This is a genomic window from Salegentibacter maritimus (assembly GCF_016236975.1).
In the GTDB taxonomy this organism is placed as follows: domain Bacteria; phylum Bacteroidota; class Bacteroidia; order Flavobacteriales; family Flavobacteriaceae; genus Salegentibacter; species Salegentibacter maritimus.
The window spans coordinates 120,212-142,459 of record NZ_JAEHNY010000009.1 but is presented as its reverse complement, the minus strand read 5'-3'; the positions used below and the strand labels follow the sequence as shown (position 1 = coordinate 142,459).

Genomic DNA, 22,248 nt, shown 5'->3' with positions numbered 1-22,248 from the left:
AAGAAGAATAGAAAAGCCGATAATTTTAAACCTAATATTTTTAAAGTAAAAAGTAGCTAAATAACTATGGAAAATTTAAGGTTTTGGAAATTTTCTTCTAATATTCCTAAGCAATTGTTCCATTCCGTTAAGTTTAAGTTCAAAGACTTCACTCATTTGTTTTCCAAGCTTTCCTTCAGGAAAGCCTTTTTGACGATACCAAACCAAATAATATTCGGGAATATCGCTTAAATAATATCCTTTGTATTTTCCAAAATGCATTTTGGCGTGAGCAAGTTCTAAAAGCGATTTGTGATTAGGTTGAATATTCATTTATAAAGACTCCAGTAATGGTTGCAGTTCGGTAAATTTATTTTTGTTCAGGGGTTTTTCAATATATTTTATTACCGAATCATATTCCTTAGCCTTGTTTTTATCTATTGCGCTGGTACTTGAGGTAAGAATAATTATTTTATGTCTTTGTGCTTTAGATTTTAGATGGTCCAGGAACTCCCACCCATTCATTTCTGGCATATTTAAATCTAAAAAAATTAGTACATTTTGTTTTCCTCTTAGATAGGCCAATGCTTTTTCGGGGTTTGTAAAATCTAAAACATTTTTATTAAATCCTTCAATCTCTAAGAGTTTTCTTGTTATAAAATTTGCTATAGGTTGGTCATCTACCAGTATAATGGTACTCATAACGCTTTAGTTTTTAGTTGGTTGGTTTGGGGTGCTTTCATTTTAATAATCCCTTCTTAAGGAAGTGATTTTATTATTATCTTATTTATAATATCAATTTAATATTCGTTGTAAGGTAATCATAAGTTCAATTTTTGTAGAGAACCTAAGGAGACTTCGGGTGTACTCATATATTGATATAAAGTAATAAGATTTTTAGGCTTTAAAACGCTGTACAAATGAAACTAAAATTTTAATAGGTTGATTTGAATATATAGAATTATTTTCTTCAGCTTGTAAGGCCAAATAAAAATTTGAAACAGTGGTAATTAAAAACTATGAATTTAAAAAACTAGAATCAATATTGAAAAATTTTTTCGCCTAAAGTCCTACTGTCCCCGCCATATGGAGAATACTGAGACATGAACAAGTTCGGAAAGCTCAAAATTGCAAAAGGTTAAAATCTTGATAATTGTTAAGACATTAATAGTCTTGATTTTGGTTTTTTTTATCTTCCATATCTGAAAATTAACATTGATAAAAATCCATAACTATGCCTATAGTAGGTTCCATAATAAAAAGTCTTATAGATCTTCGCGATACAATTGTTTCTGAGCCGGAAGCGGAAGAGGCACAGCAGGAGGTGCTTGTTAAATTACTTAAAAAAGCGAAAGATACTCAGTTTGGGAAGCACTACGATTTTGAAAATTTATTAAAAACAAAGGATATTAAAAAAGCTTTTGCAGAGCGAGTTCCTTATTTTGATTATAATAAGTTGAATGCAGAGTGGTGGTATAAACTTCATGAAGGTGACAATGATGTTACCTGGCCTGGAAGACCACCGTATTTCGCGGTTAGTTCTGGAACTACCGGGAAATCCAGCAAACGTATCCCTGTGACCGATGAAATGTTGGAATCTATTAGAAAAGCGGGTATTAAGCAGGTGAGTGCTTTAAGTAATTTTGACCTTCCACCAGATTTTTTTGAAAAGGAGATTATGATGCTGGGTAGTTCTACAGATCTGGAAAAGGAAGGCGATCATGAAGAAGGAGAAATTAGTGGAATTAGTGCCAGTAATATTCCTTTTTGGTTTAGGGGTTACTATAAACCCGGTGAAGAAATTTCTAAAATTGAAGAATGGGACGAGCGGGTACAAAAAATAGCCGAAAATGCTAAAAATTGGGATATAGGCGCTTTAAGCGGAATTCCTTCCTGGTTAGAATTAATGATGAAAAAGGTTATTGAATATAATAACCTGGATACTATTCATGATATTTGGCCAAATTTACAGGTATATGCTTCGGGTGGTGTTGCCTTTGAGCCTTATGAAAAAAGCTTTAATGCTTTACTGGCCCGACCCATTACTGTAATTGATACTTATTTGGCCTCAGAAGGTTTTTTAGCGGTACAGGCAAGGCCAGAGACCAACGCCATGAAGCTTATTTTGGACAACGGAATTTACTTTGAGTTTGTGCCATTTAAAGCCGAATATATCAATCAGGATGGTTCTATAGTAGACCATGCACCGGTGATTTCTATAGAAGAGGTTGAAGAAGAGAAAGATTATGTATTATTAATTAGTACTGTTTCCGGAGCCTGGAGGTATTTAATTGGGGATACTATAAAATTCACCGACGTAAAACGAAAAGAAATCCGTATAACCGGGAGAACAAAATTCTTTTTAAATGTAGTAGGTTCTCAGCTTTCGGTGAATAAAATGAACGATGCCGTAAAGGAGCTGGAAAATAAATTCGATATAAGAATCCCGGAATTTACCCTGGCAGCGGTTAGAATTAACGGTGAGTTTTATCACCATTGGTACCTAGGGACCGAAGCCAATATTGAAGAAAACAATTTGGAAAAAGCTTTAGATGAATCTTTAAAAAATGCCAATAAGAATTATAAGGTAGCTCGTTCTAAGGCTTTAAAAGGGGTAAAGGTTACAAAGGTTGATCCCGATATATTTCCCGAGTGGAGTGCTGCCAATAAGAAAAAAGGCGGACAGGTAAAAATGGAAAAGGTAATGGATGAAGAGAAGTTTGCCAGGTTTGAGAAATTTGTAAAGGAGAAGAGCATTTAATCTTCATCTATTTCATCAATAAGTGCCATGATTTCTTCCTGTGAAAGATAAAGTCTTTTTATTCGGGCTTTGTAAGTATCTGCAAGGTGGGTATGGTTTAAGATAAAATCTTTTGTTGCGATAATATACTTCCCAAGGCCGTGGTTTACCGCATAGGTGTCTGCGGCCCTTTCGGCTTCCTGTATATATTTTTTTGAAGTCAGGTATTTAATACCAAACCAAAGCATATCTATTGCGCTACGATCCCGATAGTCCATAATATGTCCTAATTCGTGGCCAATCCAACCAATTAAGACTTCTGAAGGTACATTTTTTACATCAAAAACCACGTCTTCAATCTCTATTTGTTCACTAATTAAAACAAAATAGGAACGTTTTTTTTTGTTCTTTAATAATCCTGAAATTTTTGGTTGTGCCTGCATAAAAGACTTTTGAATCTCTTTTTTAAATTTGAATTCAATAGGAGTGTTCTTCAATTCGGGGTAATGCGAAAGTGCAATGTAGGTTTCCCTCCAAATTTCATCGGGTACTATTTTATTTTCAAATTTTAAAGTGTCTTTTTGTTTCATTTTGTTCTGCGCATAGAGATTATTCCAATTTAATAGGCTTATTAAAATTGAAATTATTAATATAACATAAGTTTTAGACCAAAGTATCAAATTTAATTTCTTTAAAATCTAACTAAAATATACCAAGCTTATAGGCTTATGCCAAAAAAGAGATTATAAAATAAACATAAAAAAAGGCTGCCCGGAAAAGGCAGCCTTTTTTGCTTAATTCTAATATTATTAGAAATTATCCTTGCATTAACTTTTGTAGTCTTTGTTGTAATTCAGTATCGGTTTGAAGCGCCATAGCTATCTTTTCATACCGTGCTACATCAAGTCCCTGTTCTTCAATAGCTCCTTCCATCTCTTTTTGGAATTTACCTTGCATGCTTTCAATTTCTGCTATTACAGCTTTATGCTTCTTTTTTTCCTCGGCGGTGGCATCACTTTCGGTATTTGGGTCTAAAGACGCCTGGTGAATTTCATTAAAACGTTTTATATCAAACCCGCTGTCTTCAACCTTTTTTGCCATTTGTTGTTGTGCTTTTTGGTTTACCATTCTAATTCTCTGGTAAGCATCAGCAAATTTAGAAAGCTCTTCGTCGCTAACATCTACTTCTACAGCTTGCTGCTGTTGTTGCGGTAATTGCTGGGTTTGAGCAAAAACACTTGCTGTACTAAAAAGGGCAAAAGCAAATAATAAACCTGCAATTTTCTTTGACTTAATCATAATTGTTGTTTATAGTTTTAGAATAGCCCGCAATCTATAAATACGTAATTATGATTCAAAAAATATGGATGATTAATTCTGGTTTTTTACAGAAGCTTAACGCAAATTAGATAGGATGTTAAATTTCATTGCTTTTAATTTTTTATTGACTATTGGGCACTCCTTACAAGGTTAATTAATAATTTTTTACGTTACCTGGTTACCAATAATTATTCAAATCTTCTTGCCGGGATGACTTCAAGTCTAATAGGTTCGCCAATATCTTCTTCTATTTTCTTTTTAATTTCCCTTATTTCATCCCCTTTTAGATTATCTGAACTTACAAGTGTAAGTGAAATATTAAGCGGCGTACTAAATCTTACTTTTACATTTCTAATAACCAGTTCGTTAAGGGTTGAGCCTTCTAGGCTTCGGGTAATATTTGCTTCCTTTTGAATTCGGTTAAAAGAGAGTGACAGGGGGATCATTACCATTCCAATTAATATTAAAGTATAAATTAAACCTAATTTAGCTCTTTTAAATGGAGCAAACCCAAGTACCAGGAAGGTGATTCCAGCAAACATAATAATACCGGCCAGGTTGGTTAGGTATAGTAAAAATGCTCCCGAGAAAACCTGCCAGTCCCACCAGCCAACCCCTATACCGGCAACTGCCAGTGGAGGTACTAAGGCAACAGCAATAGCAACACCTGCCAAACTTTTTGCAATACCTTCTTTGGCATGGGCATAGGCGGCAGCTACTCCTGATGCTACAGCAATTCCCATGTCTAGTAGCGTAGGGGAAAGCCTGGCGTCTATTTCAGAAGTTATTGATTTAATTGGGATAATTAAACTTACCCCGGCTGAAAATAATAAAGAAACTCCTGTTCCTATCAGAATAGTAATGACTCCCTGTTTTAGCATCCTTTTGTCATATCTTACCATACCCATAGCAAAAGAAACAATGGGGGAAATAATTGGAGCCAGGATCATTGCACCAATTATTACGGGAGAAGAGTCTCCAAAAAGCCCAAATGTTGCGATTAGGGTAGATAAAATCATCATTACTACATAAACAGAAGTAGTTTTTGAGTTCTCTCGTAATACCTTAAATAATTCCTGAAACTCCTCGGTAGTAGCCCTTGGGTAGATAGGAAGACTGCGTTTGGTCAACTCTTCCCGTTTTTCTCCGGTAGGCAGGGTATTTATCTTGATACTTTTTTTTAGATTAACTTCATCTTTCTCTGAGGTATACTTACTGGATTGGGTTAAGCATAATGATTCTGGCTCGACCCGAAGAGTTATGAGTTTTGCCCGGTCTTTTTCGCCATCTACCGTAAATTCAATAGTAGACTTATCTTTTATGCTAAGTTTGTTAATTTTTATTCTTCCTATAAACGAGGGTGTTTTTTCCAGCTGCCTTCCGAAGGAAATTAAACTGCGCAATAAAAACCAGATTAACTGCACAAGATTGGTAGGAGAAATAATAAGTGCATTAAACATGCCATCGTTTAAAGAACTCTCGGAAACCAACCTTCTGGCCACTACAGAGCTAAGAGCGTGCTCTACCACAACTATTCCTAATGCCGATGTGTGTATTACTTTTTCATCTTCAGAAGATATTTCATAAGAGTTATGGGATAAAGAAGATAAACGTCTTATATTTTTATAAAAAGATAGAACCTCCCGAAATACATTGTTATTTTGATGTTCTTCGGTAAAAATAAATACATTGCCAATATTAACCGATTGAAATACAGGTGTTTCATTACAGAAGAGCATATCCAGTTTGTGCACCTCTTCATTATTTAAAATTTCCTCGATAACTTTTTCGGGATCATTTGAAATACCTAAACCTTTAGTGGTATAGGTGTTTTCCGGATGTGGTAAAATAGCAACTTTTAGGTTTTGTTCTGCTGCTTTTGGTAAAAACTTCCTTAAGTGCTCATCGCTTAAATAGGTAACTATGGTAGCTTTATCATCTACCTTTAAATCTGTTTCAGGATAACTTAAAATTTCTTTTTCGGTATTTTCCAACAATGGAAAAATATCCTCTTCCATTTTCTCTCTATCCTTCGGATTATATAATATATACAGCATAGTTGGTTATTGGGATTGCAAAGCCAAGTTACGGTTTTTTGAAATGGTACTAAATGTTTAACCTGAGTTTTGGATTAAGTTTAGAAGGAATTTGATCTTATTTGATTTTGCTCTAAAATAGTGCTTAAATAATCCCAGAATGGCTGTAAAATGATTTATTCGATAATTGAAATTTATCCCGATAGTTGTCGTAGTTTCAAGGCTTGGTTCGAAAAAATATTCTTATTTAATGCCTTGTACGAGGTAATTTACTCTATATCGTTTTAAATATCCTGTAGTACTTTAAAGATTTTTTTGGAAAGATGCTCTTTATGACTATTTTCAAAAAAAAATAATAATAATGAAAAATGTAAGTTCGGCTGTAATCATATTGTTTGCAGCTACATCTTCTGAAAATCCTGGTAAGCTTAAAAAGGATCATGATACTATTAGAGTGAAAGATTTAAAAGTTTCAGTGCCATTCTATAGAGATATTTTAGGGCTGGAGCAAATAGATAATGCCGGACTTGGAGATCACATAAAGTGGTTTAAGTTAGGTAATGAAGTGCAGGTACATTTGGTGGAGAGTGATATTGTTGTAGAGAAAAATAAAGGTGTGCACTCGGCATTTAATACTCAAAACCTCACGAAATTTATGGAATTCCTAAAAGCTAAAAATATTGCTTTTGAAAATGGAGATGGTGAAAAAAACACCTTTACCGATAGACCAGACGGAGTTCGACAAATTTATTTTCAAGACCCCGATGGCTATTGGATTGAGGTAAATGACAATAAATTACCCTAAAATCTACAAAGGAAATTGTTTTAAATTTTCATACAAGCCTGGGCTATATAATCCAGGCTTGTTGTTGAAGATTAGTGTTTTACGGCATATTCTTCTTTAAGCAAACCTAACTCCTCTATGGTTTTTAAAACACCATTTTCATTATTGGAGTAAGTAGTTACGTATTTACTGGCATTAATAATTTCTGGATGTGCGTTTTTCATTGCGTAACTGTATTTCGCGTTTTGAATCATTTCCAGGTCGTTGAGATAATCACCAAAAACCAAGGTTTCCTCGGGTGATATATTCAAATCTTTTTGGATTCCACTTATGGCGTTTCCTTTATTTGCGGTTAGTGAGGTAATATCTATAAAAACCTGGGCTGCAATGGCCACTTTATAATCCTTTTCATGTTCTTTAAAATGAGGATAGGTGTGTTCTTCAACACCATTAAAGTTGCATAAAGTTACTTTTAGAATAGTGTCATCTACTTCAGTAAGGTCTTCAACTTTTTCAATTTTTTTGTAAAATTTATTTATTTCGTTATAAAAGCTATCGTCCTTAGTTTCTATGTAGGCAGATTTTTTTCCGCAAAGCACCAGGTAAGTTTCAGGAAGTTCTCTTCCTTTTCTAATAAAATCTAGAGCAGCAGACTTTTCGAGGGAATTCACATAAAGATCTTTTCCTTTATGAACCACGTGCGTTCCATTTTCAGCAAAAAATAGCATTCGGTCTTTTATTCTATCAAATTTGCTTTCCAGGTTATAAAATTGACGTCCACTAGCTACCGAGAACATAACTCCTTTTTTATGAAGCAATTCTTCTATTTCCCAAAAATTAGGATGAATTTCATGTTGATCGTTCAACAAGGTTCCGTCCATATCGGTAATAATCAATTTTATCATAGCCTAAATTTAAGCTGCAAATATAAGGGATTACTAATGTAGAGCAGTTAAGAAAACATCAAATGTATTTTTAGCGGTATAAGTTTTTATGATATATAATGAAGCAAAACTAAGGTAGAAAGTAAGCCCGGAATTATTGATTGAAAAATATTATCTATCTCCTTAAAAAAGGATTGCATCTACAATTCCACCTACAAGGGCTATAAATACAGCCAGCCATAAAGAGGGGAGAAAGCCTTCGGTTTTAAAATCAGAACTAAACTGATCTGCAATTTCAATAATAATGGCGTAGGCAATAACCCGGGTTATAAAGCCCAATCCCAGGAAGTAAAAAATACCAAAAGTAGCTACATTTAGTAGTAGAGTGAGCACCCAACTTAAAAGAAAACTGAGTAAGCCTATAATAATTGCTACAATAATTGCCGTTTTAAAGCCTTTAAGCTTTACTTTAGGCATTATATTGGCAGCGGCAAGAAGCACTAAGGCATCAATTATAATATGAACTACCCATTGCATCATGTGTTAGGTGTTTTAATTAATATAATAAAGGTATAAAAAAATCGCCAAAAAATTATTCATATCGGTTTTCTAATGATGTGGGTTTTTGTTTGATAAGAAGCTCCCAAATAGCTTTGAAATTAGCCAGTTGCTCCCTGCGTTTAATAGTCTCTGAAGAGGTATATGCAACAGGAGTAGCTTCAAAACCTTTGTAATTCGCCCCCAGTTTTTTAGCGATATAAATACTTCTGGGTAAATGGAATTTTTGGGTAATTACAGTAGCATCTTCAGTATTAAAAACTATCCTGGCCCTATACATACTATCATAAGTGTCAAATCCAGAGTGATCTAAGGTAATAGCTCTGGAAGGAACCCCTTTTTTGAGAAGATAATTTTTTATTGCATTAACTTCATCATAATCATTAGTTTTATGATCGCCACTTATTAAGAATTTTTCAATTTTATTAAGCTTATAAAGTTTATAGGCAGTTTCTACGCGATCTTTTAAAATAGGAGATAATTTACCGTCGGCATGTACACTTGCGCCCAGGATTATTCCTGTTTTAGCTTCCGGTAATTCGGTGATTTCAGAATATATAAGGTTTGAAGTTTCTTTTTTAATATAAGCTTCCAATCCAAATATAATGAGGATACTTAGCACTACAAAAAGTGTAAACCCAAGGATTAATCTTTTTAAAAACTTCATAGGCTTCACCTGTTATATCACGAAGATAAAAAATAATAGTTTACCTATATGTTTAATTTATTGTAGATACTTTAAGCAATGAAGGTGAATGTTTACCTTTGGCACTATTAAAAGAATTTTTAAGAGATGACAAATATTAAAGCTTTACAATGGCGTTATGCCACCAAAAAGTTTAATCCAGAGAAAACACTTTCTACCAAAAAAATAGATATCCTAAAAGAAGCTTTTAACCTTACGGCAACTTCTTATGGTCTACAACCTTTAAAAATGGTAATAGTTCGGGATAAAGGGCTTCAGGAAAAACTGAAAAATGCTTCCTGGGGGCAACAGCAGCTAAACACCGCTTCGCATGTGTTGGTAATTTGTATAGAAAAGAAAGTTGATAAACATTTTATAGAACAATATTTTAAACGAGTAAAACAAATACGCGAGACCCCAGATGAAATTTTAGATCCTTTTAAAAAGTCTTTGGTGGCCAGCTTTGAATCTAAAGCAGAGGAAGAGATTCACGCCTGGGCATTAAATCAGGCTTATTTAAGTTTGGGGACGCTACTTACTGTTTGTGCTACCGAAGAGATAGACGCCTGTCCTATGGAAGGTTTTGAGCCCAAAAAATATGATAAGCTTCTAAATTTAGACGCCCATAATTTAAAATCGGTTTTGGCTTTACCGGTAGGGTATCGCGCAGAAGACGATATGTTCTCAGATTTTAAAAAAGTGCGTAGGCCTTTAGAAGATGTAATTATTGAAGTGAATTAATAATTGGTATATCGAGTAATTTCCAGCCCATAACCAATCATACCCACACGTTTGGTGTGCTGGCTGTTGGAAAGTAACTTGATTTTGTGAATTTCTAAATCGTGCAAAATCTGGGCTCCAATACCAAAGTCTTTATTGTCCATATTAATAGGCGGAGCTTTTACTTCGCCTTTTTTCTGCCTTTCTTTTAGTTCGGCAAGTCTGGGCAATAAATTTAGGGATTGTACAGCAGGATTAATGAAAACAATAGCACCTCGACCTTCTTCATTAATGGCCTTAAACATACTATCTAACTTTTTATCGGCATTATTGGTAAGGGTGCCAAGAATATCGTTGTTCACTAAAGTAGAATTCATGCGAACAAGAATTTCATCATCGGTCTTCCAGCTTCCTTTTGTTAATGCAAGGTGTACCTGGCCGTTTGTAGTTTGTCTATAGGCTCTTAACCTAAATTTCCCAAAGCGGGTTTCCAGGTCAAAATCTTCCTTTTTTTCAATAAGTGAGTCGTGTTGCATTCTGTAAGCAACCAGGGCTTCAATTGAAACAATTTTAAGATCAAATTTCTGAGCGACTTCCATTAACTGTGGCAGTCTTGCCATAGTTCCATCCTCATTCATAATCTCCACAATAACCCCGGCAGGTTCAAAACCGGCAAGCCTGGCAAAGTCTATAGCGGCTTCGGTATGGCCTGTTCTTCTTAATACACCGCCTTCTTTGGCTTTAAGTGGAAAAATGTGCCCGGGCCTGTTTAGGTCTGTAGGTTTTGTTTCGGGGTCTATAAGTGATTGGATGGTTTTAGCTCTATCTGAAGCTGAAATTCCTGTAGTAACACCTTTACCTTTTAAATCTACAGAGATGGTAAAGCCGGTTTCCATAGGATCGGTATTATTGTTTACCATCATTTCCAGTTTCAGGTCTTTACAGCGTTTTTCGGTAATAGGGGCACAGATAAGTCCGCGACCGTGAGTAGCCATAAAATTAATCATTTCCGGAGTCACTTTATCGGCGGCTGCCACAAAGTCTCCTTCATTCTCTCTATCTTCATCATCTACCACAATTATTACCTTTCCTGCACGGATATCATCTATAGCTTCTTTTATACTGTGAAGTTGAAGGTTGTTTTGGGTAGTCGTTTCCTGAACCATGTTGTGTGTTATTTTGGCCTGCAAAGATATCTAATCTATTTTTCTTTTTGGCTTAATTATGCCGGCTTTTTTAAGCAGTTTTCTTATAGGCTCGGTAATATTTTCGAAAGCAAATAAGCCCTGGTCTGTAGTAGCCCGGTAGGTAAGATAAACACCCAGTGGTAGCATAATGAGCGTGGATAGCCAGGTAGCAATAAACGGACTAATGCTACCGTCTTCTGCACTATTTTTAGCAAAAATTCCTATAAAATGATAGGTTAGAAAAAGTAAAATGGCCACTACCATAGGTAAGCCCATGCCTCCTTTTCTAATAATGGCCCCCAGGGGTGCCCCTACAAAAAAGAGTACTATACATGCCACGGCCAATACATATTTTTCATGCAGGGCTATTTCAAATTTGTTGAGCTGTTTCGTTGAATTTTTTAATTCAGATTTTTTAATGTTAAGGTGTGAGAGCGCCCCATTTACAGATCCAAGTGCTAAACTAACTATTTGTATTGCCTGGTAGGTATCATACTCTTCTAAAATGGTATTTTCAATCTCTTTAATAGAATCTGAAGGTTTTAGGTTTACCTCAATATTATCAAAACTTGTACGCTGGTACATATTGGCGGTAAGGGCTCTTTTCTTTGTATTATGAGAAGTAGCAAAAGAATCTATACTCTGGCGAAGTTCTGAAATGTTAAGCATGCCCTGGGTATTATCATAACTTTCATCTTCCAGGTCTACATTGTTAAAATCAGAAAGATCCAGGTTTATGGTGTATTCTTCAAAATAGCTTTTCAGAAAAGGTTTATCCCTTCTTTTGGAATAATCTGAGGCTTGAACTTCATCGTAATAATTACCATCTTTTAAAACCAGGGAAAGCACGTCAGAATCTGTACTTCCTGCCAATTCTCCTTCCTTAGCCTTTATAACGGTAAAATTTCCGCTTCTATTGGCAGGTTTTTTATGGATAATGACATCGCTTAAATACCGGCCATTATCGCCACTTTTGTCTTCAACCTTAATATTTATGGTTCCCAAATCGTTAAAAACACCTTCGGTAATGGCCATTGCCGGTTTTAGCTTGGCAATATTTTTCCGAAGGTTAATAGATTTATATTCTGCTGCGGGGATAACATTATTAGCAAAAAAGAAAGCGGTTACACTTACCAGTAAAATAAAAACCGTTAAACCACGCATGGCCCGTTGCAGGGAAATCCCGGAAGATTTCATAGCTGCAAATTCATAATTTTCGGCAAAATTACCGAAGGTCATTATAGAGGTAAGCAGGATGGTAAGTGGTAAAACCAGTGGTACCAGTTTTGGAGAAAAATAGAGCAAAAATTTTAGGATAATTTCTGTATCTAAATCTTTTCCTGCCAGTTCACCTATATACAACCAAATGGTTTGGAGTACAAAGATGAACATTAGAATTATAAAAACTGAAAAGAAAGTTTTTAAGTAACTGGTGAGTATGTACCGGTCTAGTATTTTCAATTTAATCTAGTCTATTGATGTAAAAATCTTCGTATCGGGCTTCTTCAAAGGTAAACAGGTTTTTAGCCAGTTCCTGGTTGGTTTTAAAGCTTTTTACAGTAATAGTTATTTGTGTGTTGTTAGCTTGTGTTTGTATAAGATTATAGATGTTTTTGGTTTGGCTATCTATTCCTAATAAGATATTTTTTACCTCTGCATCACTGTCTTTGGGTGTTAATTTTATATATTGAATATTGCGTCCATTTACATTTTTAGCAACGTCCATTTCATAATTATAACCTTCTTCATAAAAGCTAAACATTTTTGAGGGAGTTATATTATTTTCCTCTTCCTCTATATAAGTAGAGATGTTAATTTCTTCATCTTCGGGAATTATAGTGTAGATTTTCTTCCCGTCGAACATTTGGGTAGTTCCCATAAGGTTTAATAGATATTTCTCTCCTTTAATGCTAACATCACCTCGTGTTTCCTGATTTACATTAGCAGCATTGTTTTGAAGGCTATACTTGAAATCTATTACCATATTGTCGTAGGTTTTAACCTTTGAAGAGACTTCATTAAGTAGGGCTTCAGCCTTTTTAGAGTTCTGGGCCTGAAGGTTAAGGGTGAAAATAGCAAGTGTAATAAAAATTAAATTTCTCATTTTAGTATTTAAAGATGTGTTATTCTTCATTTAAAAATTGTTCTAAAGCAGCAAGATCGGTTATTAAAACCTGTCGGGCTTTACTACCTTCAAAAGGTCCTACAATCCCCGCTGCCTCTAATTGGTCTATTATTCGGCCGGCACGGTTGTAGCCCAGTTTTAATTTTCGTTGCAGCAAAGAAGCCGATCCTTGTTGAGCGGTAACGATCACTTCGGCAGCTTCTCTAAAGAGCTTATCTCTTTCGCTAACATCTATATCAACACCTGTGCCACTCTCATCTGCTTCATAAGCGGGAAGTTGATGTGCTTGTGCATAAGCTTTTTGAGAGCCTATAAACTCTGTTATTTTATCTACCTCGGGAGTGTCTACAAAGGCACACTGCAATCTTCTTAATTCATTTCCCTGTGTAAAGAGCATATCTCCACGACCAATAAGCTGGTCTGCTCCCTGGCCGTCTAAAATGGTTCGGGAATCTATTTTTGAAGTTACCCTAAAGGCAATTCTGGCCGGGAAGTTGGCTTTTATAATACCGGTAATAACATTTACCGAAGGCCTTTGTGTAGCAATAATCAAGTGAATACCTATGGCACGCGCCAATTGTGCCAATCGGGCAATAGGGGTTTCTACTTCTTTTCCAGCCGTCATAATTAAATCGGCAAATTCGTCTACTACCAACACAATATATGGTAGGAATTTATGGCCATTCTCCGGATTTAATTTTCTGGCTTTAAATTTAATATTGTATTCTTTTATATTACGAACCATAGCATCTTTAAGGAGTTCGTAACGATCGTCCATTTCTATACAAAGTGAATTTAGTGTATTTATTACCTTGGTATTGTCGGTAATAATAGCATCTCCGGAATCTGGGAGTTTTGCCAAATAGTGTCTCTCTATTTTATTAAAAAGCGTAAGTTCTACTTTTTTTGGATCTACTAATACAAATTTTACTTCCGCGGGATGTTTACTGTAGAGTAGGGAGGTTAGTATAGCGTTTAAACCAACCGATTTACCTTGCCCGGTGGCACCTGCCATAAGCATATGCGGCATTTTTGCCAGGTCTACCACAAAAGTTTCGTTAGAAATGGTTTTTCCTAAAGCCATTGGTAATTCCATCTCGGCATTCTGGAATTTGGGAGAAGCAATTACCGAACGCATAGAAACAATGGTTGAGTTTTTATTGGGAACTTCAATACCAATAGTTCCTTTACCGGGAATTGGCGCAATTATCCTAATTCCCAATGCAGAAAGGGAAAGCGCAATATCGTCTTCCAGGTTTTTAATTTTGGAAATTCTAATCCCGGCTTCTGGTACAATTTCGTATAAAGTTACCGTGGGGCCAACCGTAGCCTTAATTTGGGCGATCTCAATTTTATAGTTTTTTAAGGTTTCTACAATACGATTTTTATGTTCTTCCAGTTCTTCCTGGTCTACGGTAATGCCACCTCCATAATCCTGAAGTAGCTCCAGGGTGGGAAACTTATAATTGCTTAGCTCCAGGGTAGGGTCGAACTCTCCAAAATCCTTCACTATTTTATTGCTAATCTTATCTTCTTCTATTTCTTCTTCTCTGGCTGTTTCCACTTCCATCGCTACTTCACCGGGATCTTCATTCTTTTCAGTTTTTAAAGAGGGAGAAGGAGTAGGGGTTTGTTCCTTAGGGGTGCTGGTTTCCAGTTTTATTTCGGTAGTAGTGTCTTCGTAAGTTTTTTCCTGTTTTGGGACTACTTTCTCTTTCCAGTCGGTTTCTTCATCGGTAGCCGATACCTCTGCTTTATTTGTTTGAAATTCTTTGTTGAGACTTTCTTTTTTAGACTTTACAAAGCCCCCAATTAGTTCGGGTGTTAATTTTAGCCTTAAACTTAAATAAGCGATAAATAAGAAGAACAACAATAAAATGGTGCCGAAGAAGCCCAGGTAATCCTGAAGAAAGTCGTTCATTTCAAAACCAATCCTTCCGCCTAAAAGCGGATTTTTAGCAGCAAAAAAACCGAAGAAAATTGCTAACCAGAGCATAACTAAAATTCCCCAAAACCAGGATTCCCTTAATTTGGTAGATTTAATTCCAAGAAAAAGATGGAACCCGCTGTAGCTTACCAAAATTGAAAAAATAAAGGCAGCAATACCAAATCCCTGATACATAAAAAAGTCGCTAACAGAAGCTCCAAATTTACTAAGCCAGTTTTTGGTTTCTACTTCTCTATTAGTGAACTCACCAAGTGCGCTCTGGTCTACTTCCCAATTAAATAAAAAAGAAATAAACGCAACGCTTAAGGCCAGGCCGAACAACATAAAGAAGCTGCCTAAAACTACCTTTTGTTGCCTATTAAGTTTAAAGGAAAATTTAGTTGATTTTTTCCCGGTATTTGTTTTAGTCCTGGTTTTCTTTTTGGCCATAAATAATTGGAAGGATTTTGAGCAAAAATACAAATTAGCCCCATCTAAAGTAAAGAAATTTTACTTCAGTTTAGTCAGGCTTAGTCTATATGTTTAAACGGTCAAATCTAAGCAATTATTTTTTGAGAACTAAGTCTTATATTTTTTGAAATTTAAATTGCCGGCTTTCTGTAAGTTATTTCAGCAAATAAATTAAAATATATAGGGAAAATAGATAATTGCACCAATAATTACCGCGGTAATAGCTGCTATAAAAACGGCTCCCGCGGCAATATCCTTAATATGGCCAATTTTATTATGGAAATCTGGGTGTACAAAATCTGCCATTGCTTCAAGCGCAGAGTTTAAGCCTTCTGCCGTCATTATAAGACCAATAGCTAAAAACTGAAACATCCATTCGGTTTTAGTTATTTCAAAGAAGTAGCCGGCAATACACATAATAATGGCAATTACAAATTGCACCTGTATACTTTGCTCGTGTTTTAATAGTAACCAGGCTCCTTTAATGGCATAACCGCTTCCTCTTATTCTCTTGCCCAGAAAACTATTGCGCATTATAAAAGGGTTTTTAATGCAGCAAGATAATCTGGTTCTTCTCCTATTTCCGGTACTTGTTGACTGTGAATCACAACCCCATTTTCATCTAGTACAATTACAACTCGTGATAGTAGTGCTTCAAATGCACCATCTATAATTTCAAGGCCATAGTCTTTGCCAAAATTTCTATCTCTAAAATCCGATAGGTTTAGTACGTTTTGCAGTCCTTCGTCATTTACAAAGCGTTTTTGCGCAAAGGGTAAATCGCGGGAGATACACAAAACCACGGTATTTTTGAGCTCGGTAGCACGTTCATTAAATTTTCTAACCGAAGTTGCACATACACCGGTATCTATACTTGGAAAAATATTTAGAATAACGCGTTTTCCTTGAAAGTCGTTTAAAGTAGCAGTACTGAGGTCTGATTTTACCAGTTCAAAATGTGGAGCTCTTTCTCCTTTTTCGGGTAGGTTGCCATAGGTGTTTATTTTTTCACCTTTAAGTGTTATTTGCGACATGGGTTTTACTATTAAATTGGTTTGCTAAATTTAGAACATCTAGCATGGGGATTTACTAAAATTATCATAAAAACAAAGGGCTGTCTAAATTTAGACAGCCCTTTTAAATTATAGTAATAATGCGATTTTTAGCGGTCTATAGAACCCACTACTTTTTGCATAAAGTTGTTACAGGCATCTTTTTCAGGTGTTCCACCATCTATTGCTTGCTTAACTTCTACAGCACCGCATAAATTTGAGATCAATTCTCCTATCACATCCATTTCCTCGTCTTTTACTGAACGATGTTCAGAATAACTTTCAAGAACTTCTATGGTATGCTCCAGTTTTTGAGCCTCATTTTCGCGAGCTAAATGTTTAATTACTGGTAACTTCATTTACTAGGTCTTTTAGCGGTTCAAATTTGTTGGTTTGTACCTGATTTACGAAACTTCCATTTTTAAAAGTGGCGAAAGTTGGTAGGTTATCTACCTTAGCCAGTTTTCTGGATTCTGGATATTTCTCGGCATCTACCATCAAGAACGTTGCATTCTCATTTTCTGAAGCCAATTTCTTAAACTTAGGCTTCATCAATCGGCAGTTACCACACCATCCGGCCATATACTGTACCACCACGGTTTCGTTATCTGAAACTATCTCGTTTAAATTATCTTTTTCTAATTCTTTTATCATAGCAATTTCTTTCCCTTTTTTTTAATTCAAGCTTAAGTAAGAAGCAACACCATCTCTATTGGCATTCATTGCTTCTTTACCTTCTTCCCAGTTTGCAGGACATACTTCACCTTTTTCCTGTACGTGCGTATATGCATCTACAAGTCTTAAAAATTCAGCTACGTTTCTACCAAGAGGCATGTCGTTTACTCCTTCGTGGAAAATTTTACCTTCTTCATCAATAAGGTAAGTAGCGCGGTAAGTTACATTGTCTCCTTCTAAAGTAACATCTCCTGTCTCTTCATCATAAGATTCACCGGTAATATCTAAAATACCAAGACGAGAACTTAGGTTTCTGTTAGAATCTGCAAGAATTGGATATTTAACGCCTTCAATTCCACCATTATCTTTTGGAGTATTTAACCAGGCGAAATGTACTTCAGGTGTATCGCAAGAAGCACCAACCACCATTACATTTCTTTTCTCAAATTCTTCTGCAGCTTTTTGGAAAGCATGTAATTCTGTAGGGCAAACAAAGGTGAAATCTTTTGGGTACCAGAATAACAATACTTTTTTCTTGTTTTTCTGAGCTTCTTCCAAAATGTTTAATTGAAAGGTATCACCCATTTCATCCATTGCATTTACGCTTAAATTTGGGAATTTTTTTCCTACTAAAGACATATTACTTCTATTTTTATTGGTTTAACTTTTTTTTCTTATTTGAGTACAAATTTAGGGAATGATTCCGTAGAAAAAAGTTATTCAAATTTTAAAATCCTATTTAGTGATAGTTTTTGTTTATGCGTATTCAGTTTTTTAATAATTAAATCTTATTTATCCCTTTAAGCCCTATTATTGTTGAATTTTAAGCAGTTTGAGTTTTAGTTGATTGACTTAGCTCTTTAATTTTTATACCCAAAGCGGCAAAAAGTAAAGTCATAAACGGACTCAAATAATTAAAGAAGGCATATCCTGCATAATTTAATGTAGGCACGCCTAAAACTCCACTATGATATGCGCCACAGGTATTCCAGGGAATTAGTACTGAAGTAACAGTTCCAGAATCTTCTAAGGCTCTACTTAAATTCTCTGGGGCCAGGCCTTTATCGCGGTAAGCTTTAGCAAACATTTTTCCGGGAACCACTATAGCTAAATATTGGTCTGAAGCGGTTGCATTTAAGGCTAAACAGCTAAAAACCGTACTGGCAAATAAGCCGAATGTGGTATGAAATAAATTCAATAGCGCCCTGCTTATTCTTGCCAGCGCTCCAATGGCTTCCATAATTCCACCAAAAACCATAGCGCAAATAATTAACCAGATTGTTCCAAGCATTCCTGCCATCCCTCCGGAAGAAAATAGGTCATTTAGGTTTTTATTGTCGGTTTCTACCGCAGTATCTACCGTAATGGCATTCATTACCCCACGATAACCACTAACAAAATCTAAATCTGTAGTGCCTGCAATTTGCGCAACTATGCCCGGTTGAAAGAGTAGGGCAGCAATAGCCCCTAAGAGGGTTCCCAATAAAAGAGCGATTAAAGGAGAGGTTTTTTTAACGATTAAGGCAATCACAATGGCCGGAACGAGAAAAAGCCAGGGAGTAATTTTAAAAGATTTTTCTATTGAAGCCAGGATAGCAGAAGTGTCAGTAGTCCCTGATGTTTCCAAATTAAGTCCTATAATTATAAAAATAAGTATGGTTATGCTTATGGTTGGAACCGTGGTTATGGTCATATACCTAATATGGGTAAACAAATCGGTTCCTGCCATTGCGGGTGCCAGGTTTGTAGTATCGCTTAAAGGCGATAGTTTATCCCCAAAATAAGCTCCGGAAAGAATGGCCCCGGCAGTCATACCTACCGAAATGCCTAAAGCTTCGGCTATACCTATTAAGGCAATACCCACGGTTGCAGAGGTGGTCCAGCTACTTCCTGTAGCCACCGAAATAACAGCACAAATAATTACACAGGCTGCTAAAAATATGGTAGGATTTAATATTTGTAGGCCGTAATAAATCATGGTAGGTATAATGCCTGAAATAAGCCAGGTCCCTGCCAGGGCGCCTACCATTAAAAGAATAAGAATAGCCCCCGCCGTACTTTGGATGTTACCGGCAACTTCGTCTATCATTTTCTCATATTTTACCTTGTTGAAATATCCAACAACGGCAGCTACAGCACCCCCCAATAACAGGATAAATTGATTGGAGCCACTTAAGGAGTCGTCGCCAAAAACAAAAACATTAAAAGCAAGCATAATAATAAGCGCAAAAACAGGAATTAATGCAGGCCAAATGCCAAGTTCTTTATTGGTAGAAATTTGTTCAGTTTGAGACGAGTCCAGATTTTCCATTAAGATATGAAATATAAGATGAAACCTTTTTACGAGGTTCTAGTTGAAATTATATTAATTAAATTTTAATTTTCGCTGGTAATTTTACGATTTTACACGAAAATGAGCAAGTTTTCCTTAAAACTATAATTTAATTAAAATTTATAGCCCAGTCCAAGTTGCACACCAAATGAAGTAAGTTTTTGATGATTGCTTTCTTCTTCAAAAGGAATAACGGCATACCTTCTAAAGTTTGGATTTATAAAAACACTAAACTTGCTAAATGCATATTGTGCACCCAGGCCAAAGCCTACACCAATTCCCGCTTGTGGATCTACAGATTCACTTTCCGATCCCTGAAAATCCATCACGGGGCCGCCATTCACGAAAAAATAATCTAAAAAACGAAAGTTGGCAAAAATGGGTATAGAGGTAGTTTGTAATTCTTCGGTGCGCGTAGTTTGCCCGGGCATAGGCGCCGAGGTTATTAATACTTCTCCCCGCCAGTAATTGAGCCCGGTTTCCAGGGCTATATTATCGGTCACATCAAGCAAATACCTAAACCCAAATTCATACGTGTTTTCAATATCATAACTGGCAGCTCCATCAAGATTATCTTCTGTAAACAAATCACTACCGGTAAATCCATAGTATAGTCGTATCTCGTTTTGGGTTTGAGAAAAAGCAGTAAAGGAAAAAAGTATAAAAAACAGGGGGAGTAGAAGTTTCTTCAAAGTTTAATTTTTTGTGAATATACAAAAAAGAAAAAGTTCGAAAATACAGTCATTGATTATCAACTGTACATTCGAACTTTCAGGTAACTTCTGTGAGTGTTCTATTTTAAAATGCCTACTTCCTGCATACAGGATTTCATCATTTTATAAGTGCGTTCTATATCGTTGTCCAAACCAATAGAAAATCGAATTAAACCATTGCTTAAGCCCATTTTTTCCTGTTCGTCTATTGGAATTTCAGAAGAAGTGGAACTTCCGGGTGCACTAAAAAGTGTTTTATAAAAACCTAAGCTTACGGCCAGATAGCCCAGGTTTTTTTCTTGCATCAGTTCCATTAGTTCGTTGGCTTTTTCAAGGCTGCCAACATCTATGGTCAATAAACCTCCAAACCCATAATCGGGATTCATCATTTTTTTAAAGGTTTCGTGGCCGGGATGACTTTTTAATCCGGGGTAAACGGTTCTTAATCCATCTTCCTGAAATTTTTCAGCCAACAACATAGCATTTTTGCTATGTTGTTTAATCCTAATGTGTAGAGTTCTTAAGTTCTTTAGAACTGAAGCAGCTCGCATACTATCCATCGTTGGTCCCAACAGCATATTTGCACCATCATTTACACTGCGAAGTGCATTGATGAAATCCTGTGTTCCGCAGGTTACTCCGCCAACCGTATCGCTGCTGCCATTTATAAATTTGGTTAAGCTATGCACTACCACATCGGCACCCAATTCTTTAGGACTAATTGAAAGTGGGGAAAATGTATTATCTACCACAAAACTCAGTTTATGTTTTTTGGCAATTTTGGCAAGGACTTCAATATTGGCCACCTCCAACAAGGGATTGCTTACCGATTCGCAGTACAGGACTTTTGTGTCTTTGGTAATGGCAGCTTCAACCTGTTCGGGATTGGTAATATCTACAAAGGAGGTTTGAATATTAAATTTCGGAATAAAATTTTTTAAGAATGCATAAGTGCCACCATATACCGTTCTGCTGGAAACAATATGGTCACCGGCCTGGCACAATTGAAGTAGGGTAGAGGTGATAGCTCCCATGCCACTAGCCGCTACATTCGCGGTTTCAGTACCCTCCATAGCGGCAAGCGCTTCGCCTAAATATAAATTTGATGGTGAAGAATGCCTGGAATATAGGTAACAACCCTCAGCATTTCCTTCAAAAGTATCGAACATGGTTTTTGCTGAAAGAAAAGTATAGGTAGAAGAATCAGAGATAGAAGGATTTACGCCTCCATATTCTCCAAAGTATTGAAGATCTTGAATTTTATCGGCAGGTTTATATTTCATCTTTATGTTATTTTAAATTCCTATAAAAATATACTTATAAAGAATTAAAATCAATTTAAAATTATATAATTAGTAAATAAAACTGTTTAAATTGAGTTTTTTAGAATTAAATTCTATATTTAATTTAAATTTCCAATACTTTAGAAAATTTTTCATTTAAGGTCCAGATAAATTTCAGCGAAAATATAGCTCTATCGATTTTATAGTATTAATGCTCCAACATAAATCAACAATGAATTTAGACCAGAAAGACCTTCAAATATTAAAACACCTGCAGCAGGATAGTAAAATGACCAATAAAGAAATTGCCAACAAGTTGCAGCTTTCGGTTACCGCGGTTTTTGAACGTATAAAGCGACTTGAAAGGGAGGGGGTGATTTCAAAATACGTAGCGCTTGTTGCTCCTCAAAAGGTAGCAAAGGATTTTATGGTTTTCTGCCAAATAAAACTTATTCAACATTCCCGGTCTTATCTCACCAAGTTTGAAGCTGAGGTCACTAAACTTACCGAAGTTTTGGAATGTTATCACGTTAGTGGAGAATATGATTATATTTTAAAAGTCCTTGTAAAAGACATGGAAGCTTATCGGGAATTTATGGTGACAAAGCTTACTAATTTAGACCATATTGGCAGTACCCAAAGCACCTTTGTAATTAGTCCTGTAAAAAATACAACTGCAATAAACCTTTGATTTCTAAATTTTAGAATGTATAATTCCTTCATTGGTCATTGATTTGAATAGTTGTACTTTTGTGTTTACTTTATTAAAAAAATAAT

At 35.7% G+C, this 22,248-nt stretch carries 24 protein-coding genes; 4 read left to right on the top strand and 20 right to left on the bottom strand.

Annotated elements, in window-relative coordinates:
* Window positions 1-75: 75 nt before the first annotated feature.
* Both I6U50_RS11215 and I6U50_RS11210 read right to left on the bottom strand, forming a co-directional pair.
* Window positions 76-312 (bottom strand): DUF3820 family protein, encoded by a 237-nt coding sequence (locus I6U50_RS11215; RefSeq protein WP_198638897.1) that lies wholly within the window; start codon window positions 310-312, stop codon window positions 76-78.
* A complete protein-coding gene (locus tag I6U50_RS11210) occupies window positions 313-681 on the bottom strand; it encodes a response regulator (RefSeq protein ID WP_193710754.1) in 369 nt (122 codons plus the stop codon).
* Between the two features lie 532 nt (window positions 682-1,213).
* Between I6U50_RS11210 and I6U50_RS11205 the strand changes: the two genes are divergently transcribed.
* On the top strand, window positions 1,214-2,740 hold the full coding sequence (locus I6U50_RS11205) for a GH3 family domain-containing protein (protein ID WP_198638896.1): 1,527 nt from the start codon (window positions 1,214-1,216) through the stop codon (window positions 2,738-2,740).
* Here the strand turns inward: I6U50_RS11205 and I6U50_RS11200 are convergent.
* From I6U50_RS11200 to I6U50_RS11190, 3 genes are all read right to left on the bottom strand, one after another.
* Window positions 2,737-3,309, bottom strand: coding sequence for a M48 family metalloprotease (locus I6U50_RS11200; RefSeq protein ID WP_198638895.1), 573 nt, complete (start codon window positions 3,307-3,309; stop codon window positions 2,737-2,739). The two genes, I6U50_RS11205 and I6U50_RS11200, sit on opposite strands and share 4 nt — an antisense overlap.
* Before the next feature lie 226 nt (window positions 3,310-3,535).
* Window positions 3,536-4,018: a DUF4168 domain-containing protein gene (locus tag I6U50_RS11195; protein ID WP_198638894.1), complete on the bottom strand. Its 483-nt coding sequence runs from the start codon at window positions 4,016-4,018 to the stop codon at window positions 3,536-3,538.
* Between the two features lie 209 nt (window positions 4,019-4,227).
* Window positions 4,228-6,096, bottom strand: coding sequence for a TIGR00341 family protein (locus I6U50_RS11190; RefSeq protein WP_198638893.1), 1,869 nt, complete (start codon window positions 6,094-6,096; stop codon window positions 4,228-4,230).
* Window positions 6,097-6,436: 340 nt separating this feature from the next.
* On the opposite strand from I6U50_RS11190, the gene I6U50_RS11185 reads away from it, so the two are divergent.
* Complete coding sequence (locus I6U50_RS11185; protein WP_198638892.1) at window positions 6,437-6,880, top strand: VOC family protein; 444 nt, start codon at window positions 6,437-6,439, stop codon at window positions 6,878-6,880.
* Window positions 6,881-6,951: 71 nt separating this feature from the next.
* Here I6U50_RS11185 and I6U50_RS11180 read toward each other — a convergent pair whose 3' ends face one another.
* The 3 genes from I6U50_RS11180 to I6U50_RS11170 all read right to left on the bottom strand — a co-directional run bounded on the left by I6U50_RS11180 (window position 6,952) and on the right by I6U50_RS11170 (window position 8,968).
* A complete protein-coding gene (locus I6U50_RS11180; RefSeq protein ID WP_198638891.1) occupies window positions 6,952-7,764 on the bottom strand; it encodes a Cof-type HAD-IIB family hydrolase in 813 nt (270 codons plus the stop codon).
* A gap of 162 nt (window positions 7,765-7,926) precedes the next feature.
* Window positions 7,927-8,283, bottom strand: a complete 357-nt coding sequence (locus I6U50_RS11175; protein ID WP_193710763.1) for a phage holin family protein — start codon at window positions 8,281-8,283, stop codon at window positions 7,927-7,929.
* Between the two features lie 52 nt (window positions 8,284-8,335).
* Entirely contained in the window at window positions 8,336-8,968 is a 633-nt protein-coding gene (locus tag I6U50_RS11170; RefSeq protein WP_198638890.1) for a SanA/YdcF family protein, read from the bottom strand.
* 126 nt (window positions 8,969-9,094) lie between these two features.
* On the opposite strand from I6U50_RS11170, the gene I6U50_RS11165 reads away from it, so the two are divergent.
* Entirely contained in the window at window positions 9,095-9,727 is a 633-nt protein-coding gene (locus tag I6U50_RS11165) for an NAD(P)H-dependent oxidoreductase (RefSeq protein ID WP_198638889.1), read from the top strand.
* Here I6U50_RS11165 and ribB read toward each other — a convergent pair.
* From ribB to I6U50_RS11105, 12 genes are all read right to left on the bottom strand, one after another.
* Window positions 9,724-10,872: a 3,4-dihydroxy-2-butanone-4-phosphate synthase gene (gene ribB / locus I6U50_RS11160; RefSeq protein ID WP_198638888.1), complete on the bottom strand. Its 1,149-nt coding sequence runs from the start codon at window positions 10,870-10,872 to the stop codon at window positions 9,724-9,726. The two genes, I6U50_RS11165 and ribB, sit on opposite strands and share 4 nt — an antisense overlap.
* A gap of 30 nt (window positions 10,873-10,902) precedes the next feature.
* Window positions 10,903-12,354, bottom strand: a complete 1,452-nt coding sequence (locus I6U50_RS11155; RefSeq protein ID WP_198638887.1) for an LptF/LptG family permease — start codon at window positions 12,352-12,354, stop codon at window positions 10,903-10,905.
* 1 nt (window position 12,355) lies between these two features.
* On the bottom strand, window positions 12,356-12,997 hold the full coding sequence (locus I6U50_RS11150) for a LolA family protein (protein ID WP_198638886.1): 642 nt from the start codon (window positions 12,995-12,997) through the stop codon (window positions 12,356-12,358).
* 19 nt (window positions 12,998-13,016) lie between these two features.
* Window positions 13,017-15,395: a DNA translocase FtsK gene (locus tag I6U50_RS11145; protein ID WP_198638885.1), complete on the bottom strand. Its 2,379-nt coding sequence runs from the start codon at window positions 15,393-15,395 to the stop codon at window positions 13,017-13,019.
* 192 nt (window positions 15,396-15,587) lie between these two features.
* Window positions 15,588-15,950 (bottom strand): diacylglycerol kinase, encoded by a 363-nt coding sequence (locus I6U50_RS11140; protein ID WP_193710770.1) that lies wholly within the window; start codon window positions 15,948-15,950, stop codon window positions 15,588-15,590.
* Window positions 15,950-16,450, bottom strand: a complete 501-nt coding sequence (gene tpx, locus I6U50_RS11135) for a thiol peroxidase (RefSeq protein WP_198638884.1) — start codon at window positions 16,448-16,450, stop codon at window positions 15,950-15,952. The genes I6U50_RS11140 and tpx overlap by 1 nt, the downstream gene beginning before the upstream one ends.
* 128 nt (window positions 16,451-16,578) lie before the next feature.
* Entirely contained in the window at window positions 16,579-16,827 is a 249-nt protein-coding gene (locus I6U50_RS11130) for a DUF6952 family protein (protein WP_193710772.1), read from the bottom strand.
* On the bottom strand, window positions 16,808-17,122 hold the full coding sequence (locus I6U50_RS11125) for a thioredoxin family protein (RefSeq protein ID WP_198628581.1): 315 nt from the start codon (window positions 17,120-17,122) through the stop codon (window positions 16,808-16,810). The genes I6U50_RS11130 and I6U50_RS11125 overlap by 20 nt, the downstream gene beginning before the upstream one ends.
* A gap of 21 nt (window positions 17,123-17,143) precedes the next feature.
* Window positions 17,144-17,782: a peroxiredoxin gene (locus tag I6U50_RS11120; protein ID WP_193710774.1), complete on the bottom strand. Its 639-nt coding sequence runs from the start codon at window positions 17,780-17,782 to the stop codon at window positions 17,144-17,146.
* Window positions 17,783-17,966: 184 nt separating this feature from the next.
* On the bottom strand, window positions 17,967-19,454 hold the full coding sequence (nhaC, locus tag I6U50_RS11115) for a Na+/H+ antiporter NhaC (protein WP_198638883.1): 1,488 nt from the start codon (window positions 19,452-19,454) through the stop codon (window positions 17,967-17,969).
* A 134-nt stretch (window positions 19,455-19,588) separates the two neighbouring features.
* Window positions 19,589-20,167: an outer membrane beta-barrel protein gene (locus I6U50_RS11110; RefSeq protein ID WP_198638882.1), complete on the bottom strand. Its 579-nt coding sequence runs from the start codon at window positions 20,165-20,167 to the stop codon at window positions 19,589-19,591.
* Between the two features lie 101 nt (window positions 20,168-20,268).
* On the bottom strand, window positions 20,269-21,471 hold the full coding sequence (locus I6U50_RS11105; protein WP_198638881.1) for an aminotransferase class I/II-fold pyridoxal phosphate-dependent enzyme: 1,203 nt from the start codon (window positions 21,469-21,471) through the stop codon (window positions 20,269-20,271).
* Between the two features lie 232 nt (window positions 21,472-21,703).
* Here I6U50_RS11105 and I6U50_RS11100 point away from each other — a divergent pair, with 232 nt between their 5' ends.
* Window positions 21,704-22,162, top strand: coding sequence for an Lrp/AsnC family transcriptional regulator (locus I6U50_RS11100; RefSeq protein ID WP_193710778.1), 459 nt, complete (start codon window positions 21,704-21,706; stop codon window positions 22,160-22,162).
* Window positions 22,163-22,248 lie beyond the last annotated feature (86 nt).